Annotated in this window: 3 protein-coding genes; all 3 read left to right on the top strand. The window is 63.6% G+C overall.

Going from position 1 to position 3,325, the window contains the following annotated elements:
• A partial coding sequence (locus Q0367_RS13860) for a sodium-translocating pyrophosphatase (RefSeq protein WP_298982923.1) occupies nt 1-1,221 on the top strand: 1,221 nt, incomplete at its 5' end.
• A 210-nt stretch (nt 1,222-1,431) separates the two neighbouring features.
• Nucleotides 1,432-2,448 carry a site-specific integrase gene (locus Q0367_RS13855; protein WP_298982921.1) on the top strand — a complete coding sequence of 339 codons (1,017 nt, stop codon included), beginning with the start codon at nt 1,432-1,434 and terminating at the stop codon, nt 2,446-2,448.
• A 114-nt stretch (nt 2,449-2,562) separates the two neighbouring features.
• Nucleotides 2,563-3,315: an SDR family oxidoreductase gene (locus Q0367_RS13850; protein ID WP_363325873.1), complete on the top strand. Its 753-nt coding sequence runs from the start codon at nt 2,563-2,565 to the stop codon at nt 3,313-3,315.
• The last annotated feature ends 10 nt before the right edge of the window (nt 3,316-3,325 follow it).

Raw genomic sequence — 3,325 nt, 5'->3', positions numbered from 1 at the left:
AACGCCACGCAAGAAGATCTGCTGGCCACGCTGCGACGTTCCGTATGGACGGCGTCGGGCGTCGTGCTCGTCATCGCCTTGCTCGTTGTTCTGTTGACGGGCGTGCCTTTCTATTACTTCCTGGCGATCCTCGCCGGTCTGGTCGCCGGCAACGGCATCGCCTGGTTCACCGAATACTTCACCTCATACACGAATAAACCCACCCGCTCGATCGCAGAGGCGGCGGAAACGGGCCCGGCGACGACGATCATCCAGGGCATCGCCGTCGGCATGAACAGCACGACTGCGCCAGTGATCATCGTTGCCGCCGCCATGTTGCTGGCCTTGTGGTTCGGCACGCAGGCCATCCCCGGTGAGAATGGCGCATTGAACATCACAGCTGGCCTGTACGCCGTGGCGCTGGCGGGCGTCGGCATGTTGAGCACGCTGGGCGTGACCCTGGCGACAGACGCCTACGGCCCTGTGGCGGACAACGCAGGCGGCATCGCCGAAATGGCGCACCTGCCGCCCGAAGTGCGCCAGCGCACCGACGCACTCGACAGCCTGGGCAACACGACGGCGGCCACCGGCAAGGGCTTTGCGATCGGCTCGGCGGTGCTGACCGCGCTGGCGTTGCTGGGCGCGTACATGGACGCCGCCAGCATCCGGACGCTCAACATCCTGACGCCGACCGTGCTGCCCGGCCTGTTGATCGGCGCCATGCTGCCGTTCCTGTTCACAGCGCTCACCATGACCGCCGTCGGCAAGGCGGCGAAGGAGATCGTGCTCGAGGTGCGTCGGCAGTTCCGGGAAATCGTCGGTTTGATGGAGGGCAAGGCCAAGCCGGACTATGCGCGCGCCGTCGACATCAGCACGCGCAGCGCGCTGCGCGAGATGGTTCTGCCGGGCTTGCTGGCCGTGATCACGCCGGTGCTGGCGGGCTTTTTGCTCGGCAAGGAGGGGTTGGCCGGCCTGCTGGTCGGCGCCATCGCAGCGGGCTTCCTGCTGGCGGTGATGATGGCCAACGCCGGCGGCGCCTGGGACAACGCCAAGAAGTGGATCGAAACCGGCCAGATGGGCGGCAAAGGCTCGCCTGCCCACAAAGCTGCTGTGGTGGGCGACACCGTCGGCGATCCCTTCAAGGACACGAGCGGCCCCTCGCTCAACATCCTGATCAAGCTGATGTCGATCGTCAGCCTGGTCTTCGCCAGCGTCTTCGGCTCCGGCCTGCTGGGCTTCTAGGAAATTGAAGCGGACGGCGACATTTTCCTCGTCGCCCCGAGCCTGCACGCATTGCGAACATCCTTCGGCCCCAGATTCTTCCCGAATCTGGGGCCGCTTTTGAGCCAGGGCGACTGTAGGTCCCCGCTTTGACAGCAAACGTTTTCTCTGGCTATACTTCTATGCGAAGTGCAGAAACGGTTTCATAATTTTTCACGCCATCGACGAAACATGAGCGAGACGCCAACGTCGCATCCCGAGCATTTTGAGAACAAGCTTTCTTCGACGCCGCGCGAGCAACCGACGGCGAGCCCCTCCGCAGAGGCGACGCAGACGCCTGCCCCCGGCGCGGCGACGCCCGATCTGCCGCCGCCGCTGCGCGCCCATAGCCCCCTCGCCGACGCCATCGCCGCCTTCGACGAGTACATGGTGCGCAAAGGCTTCAGCGAGAACACCATCAAGGCGTTTCAGAATGACCTGAAATTCCTCAGCGAGTATCTCGGCGGCGACACGAAACTCTATCACATCACCACCCAGGCGCTCGACGATTTTCTCCCCTGGCTGGCCGAAAATCGGGGTGTGCACTTCAGCGCCAAAACCCAGGCGCGACGCATCACCACCATGAAGGTCTTTTTCGGCTGGCTGCACGGCGTCGGCGTCATCGGCGTCGATCCGGCTGAGCCGCTCGTCCAGATTCAAGCGCGCACGCCGCTTCCCATCATCCTGCGCGACAGCGATGTGCGCACGCTCCTGCTCAAGGCGCAGGACATCAGCCGCGATCGAGAAGCCCCGGATGCCCGCCCGTATCTGCTGGTGAGCCTGCTGCTGCAGACCGGCATCAAAAAGTCGGAGTGTGCGCGGCTGATGCTGGATGACATCGACATCAGTCAGCCGCAGTCGCCCTCTGTGACGATCCGCTATCGGGAAGAGCGCTACAAGCACAAGAATCGCACGCTGGGGTTGACCGCCACCTTTACACCCGCCTTCCAGCAGTATCTGGAGCAATACAAACCCAAGGAGCTTCTTTTTGAGTGCACGCCTCGCAATCTGGAGTACGTGCTGGAGGAGCTGGGCGAGCTGGCGGGAATTCGCTACGTCCAGGTCGGCTTCGAGACGCTGCGCTGGACTTGCGCCGTGCGCGACTTTCGCAACGGCATGCCGGAGGAGCAATTGCGCCAGAAGCTGGGGCTGAGCAAGATTTCCTGGCGCGAGACAAGTGAGAAGCTTCGTCTGCTGGCGAATCGGTGAGCATGAGGGGCGAAATGGGCTGTGCTCGCTTGAAGGGGCCACGATAGGCGAGACAATCTTCGATCTGCGCTTCGATCGGCGCAGCGGAACGTGAAGGAGGAAGTTTTGGAGGAGCTGCAAGGGAAAAACGCCGTCGTCACCGGCAGCGGCCGCGGGATCGGCCGGGGAATTGCGTTGGCGCTGGCGCGTCGCGGCTGCAATGTCGTCATCAATTACTTTCGCCATCGCGAAGAGGCGGAGCAAACAGCCGCCGAAGCGGAAGCGATGGGCGTGCGAGCGCCGGTGGTCAAAGCGCACGTCGGCAAAGAGGAAGAGATGCAGGCGCTGATCGAAGAGAGCGTTCGAGCGCTGGGCGGCGTCGATATTTTCGTCGGCAATGCAGCCAGCGGCGTGCTCAAGCCGATCACCGAGATCGATCGGAAGGCGTGGGAATGGACGGTCAACATCAACGCCCGCAGCATTCTGGTGGGGGTGCAGGCGGCCCTCCCCTCGATGCGTGCGCGCGGCTGGGGGCGCATCCTCACCGTCACCAGCATCGGCAGCCGTCGCGTCTTTCCCGAATACGGCGTCGTCGGCGTCAGCAAGGCCGCCATCGAGGCGTTGACCCGCTATCTGGCCGTCGAGCTGGCGCCCTACAACATCATCGCCAATTGCATCAGCCCCGGCGTCGTCATCACGAGCGCCCTGGATTTTTTCCCGCGCAAGGAAGAAATGATCGCCTACGCCCAACAACACACGCCCGTTGGTCGCCTGGCGACGCCAGAGGACGTCGGCGAAGTGGCGGCGTGGCTCTGCACCGACGCCGCCCGCATGATCGTGGGTCAGACGATCGAAGTGGACGGCGGCTACAGCCTCCTCGCATTCTGATTCCGTTTTC

The sequence above is a fragment of the uncultured Caldilinea sp. genome, assembly GCF_937128415.1.
In the GTDB taxonomy this organism is placed as follows: Bacteria; Chloroflexota; Anaerolineae; order Caldilineales; family Caldilineaceae; genus Caldilinea.
The sequence above is the reverse complement of the archived record's forward strand: the minus strand, read 5'-3'. Positions and strand labels throughout refer to the sequence as shown.

Bases quoted from the DNA above. Each gene is read 5' to 3' on its own strand.
- Q0367_RS13855 (WP_298982921.1), top strand. From the start codon at position 1,432: ATGAGCGAGACGCCAACGTCGCATCCCGAGCATTTTGAGAACAAGCTT.